This window comes from Massilia sp. Root351 (genome assembly GCF_001425045.1).
Taxonomy (GTDB): domain Bacteria; phylum Pseudomonadota; class Gammaproteobacteria; order Burkholderiales; family Burkholderiaceae_D; genus Rugamonas.
In genome coordinates this window covers 1-2,336 of sequence record NZ_LMDJ01000028.1, presented here as the reverse complement: position 1 = coordinate 2,336, position 2,336 = coordinate 1, and the positions used below count along the sequence as shown (strand labels likewise).

The 2,336-nt window shown below is 52.1% G+C and carries 1 protein-coding gene and 2 pseudogenes; all 3 read right to left on the bottom strand.

Going from position 1 to position 2,336, the window contains the following annotated elements:
• Positions 1-96 precede the first annotated feature (96 nt).
• A pseudogene (locus tag ASD15_RS33865) lies at positions 97-201 on the bottom strand (IS5/IS1182 family transposase); the annotation flags it as partial.
• An 881-nt stretch (positions 202-1,082) separates the two neighbouring features.
• Positions 1,083-1,538: a hypothetical protein gene (locus ASD15_RS19990; protein WP_057156809.1), complete on the bottom strand. Its 456-nt coding sequence runs from the start codon at positions 1,536-1,538 to the stop codon at positions 1,083-1,085.
• 9 nt (positions 1,539-1,547) lie between these two features.
• A pseudogene (locus tag ASD15_RS33300) lies at positions 1,548-2,336 on the bottom strand (hypothetical protein); the annotation flags it as partial.

The window sequence follows — 2,336 nt, the reverse complement described above, 5'->3', positions numbered from 1 at the left end:
CAACCACAAGCGTCCACACCAGGCGCTGAGGATGCAAACCCCGGCGGCTACTTTTGCATTAGCCGCGTAAGTTGAGCAGATTTCGCTGGGTCATTACAGCTTGCCCCATGGCGTAACTTGATCAATCTCGGCGAGGAATCGGTCACGCCGCGTGAGCTTCTTCTTGGCGGCGTACTCAAGGTCGGAAAAGCTTCGTTGCATGATCGGCTGGGCAGTGATGGACGATGTCGTATTGTCTCAGGTTCAGGTCGCCGCAGATGCAGCCGCTGAGGAATAATTCAGCGGTTCCCTAGCGGGATTGCCTCCTGGTTTGAGACCGACGCAAGAGCAATTGAACCGGATGGTTGATTCTGACTCTGACTTTCCCCTCAACTGATCGACCGCGCACTTTCGCATGCAAAAGTGGCGGGACATGAGGGAAAACGGCGCTCGCGCCCCGAGCCGGCCGGAGGCCGGGATACTTGAAAGGCCGCCTTGTAGCGGAAATATATGCGAACGTACGGCAAAACCCTTTTCGAAAAAGACGGATTCACTATGGTTGAAGTCTGGGAGATACATGCGGCTGGGCAGAAAGTCCTCATTGGCTATGCTATCTGCGATCCGGATGGCGGAGAGATCGACTTCTTCGGGTCTTATGACGATGCCCTTGCTGAGTTTCAGAGAATTACGGACGACAATGAACCACCTTCTGGATACGGACCCTAAGCTCAAGGAGAACGACATGATCTACCGCCCACTCGTCCGCTGCACCAACTGCGGTATCGAAACCACCAACCAGCCCGAAGGCGACGGTTGTCACGCCTGCTTAGCGAAAAAAGGCGTAAAGACGAAGGACTATGAGGTAAGGGGGCGCGTAGTCCGTCCGAAAATTGCATATGGCCGTCTCCGACCAAATCTGAGCGGATGTCCGCGCGCGACCGGCGAGATAACCGGGTGACATAGATGGCATTGCCTTGCTCGTCGTTGTACGTCTTTCCGGCGAACGCTCGCCGTCAGCGCAGTTGGCGTGGAATTGACATGCGGAACTAGTGTATCGGGCGCCTTTTTGTTCAGCTTTCTCCGGAGCCCCGCAATGGTTAGTCCTATTTTTCTTCCATATGGTCGATTTCAAGAGGCTGAGGTTTCACTTGGGACATGACGGCGCCTCTGAGTAGACCAGCGCGTTTCCTTAGTGAATATGCGTGCATAACACTAATCGGCGCAAACTGCACCGCTGCAACCTTAGCGTGGCCGATGATTACCGGAGAGTTGAAATTTATATTCTTTGGGTCGTCTAGAGGAAGATGCCATTTTCCACCAAAGCTTTCGCGTACAATTTCACCTAGGTAGCGTCCGAATGTAATGATCAGGTCTATTTTCGTTTCTTTGTCAACCGATTCTGTCATTTTGTCGAAAAGAGCTTCCAATTTTTCGAATGAATTAGGATCACGGGTTAGGTTGATCCCGTAATGCTCGGCCTTGTCTTCTAAGGCCTCCAATTGGTCGTCCATAATCATTAGGAAATGATCAAATTTTTCTAATTCCACAGCGTAATTCATGATAACCTTTCAAAATTTGGTGGGTGGGATCTGTGGCCCAATCTTGTAAATTATATTCGCCTTATCTAATGCATCCATGTACGGCCGTGATGCCCCTTTTTCAAGAATGTGCTCAACTTCCCATCCTAGGTCAACAAGTTCCTTATCTTTTTTTATTGCCAATATGTTTTCTTTTGTTAAACTTACAGGCCCAGTCTTTAGTTGCCCCGCATATTTCTCTTCTGCTTTGAGTATGTCGATTTGCCTATTGCCCAGTGATGTAGTGACGGTCCCTTCCTTCGCATTCATTGCAGTACGGTAATCCGCCTCGCGCTGCAGTCCATATTTATAATTCTGCATGTTAACGTCATACTGCTTGCTCCATTGCTCATACTCCTTCGGCCCCCCGCGCTTCTGATATCGCTCCCATCGGTCCGCTTTGTGTTCCGCACTCCCCGGAGTCAGATCCTTACCGGATCCCTTTCCACTCGTTTTGCAGTCCTCACAATCCTTTCCCTTGGTGGGAGTAGATTTTTCCTGCTTTGCTGCAGCCTCTTTCGCCGCCTCAGCCTCTTTCGCAATTTTAGCTTCCTTGGCCGCCGCTTCGGCTGCTTCGGCTTGTTTTTTTGCTTTCGTCAGGTCGGCAACGGTTTGCGTCAGCGCGGCGACTTTTTTCTCCAGGCCCATGATGGCCTTGGTGGCGCGGACGGCTTTGGCGGGCTTGGCCAGCGCGTCGCCCAAATAGGGCACCATGCTGACGGTGCTGAGCGCTGCGCCCCAGTAGTCGCCGCGCGCGATCGAGATGCCGGCGCCGACGAT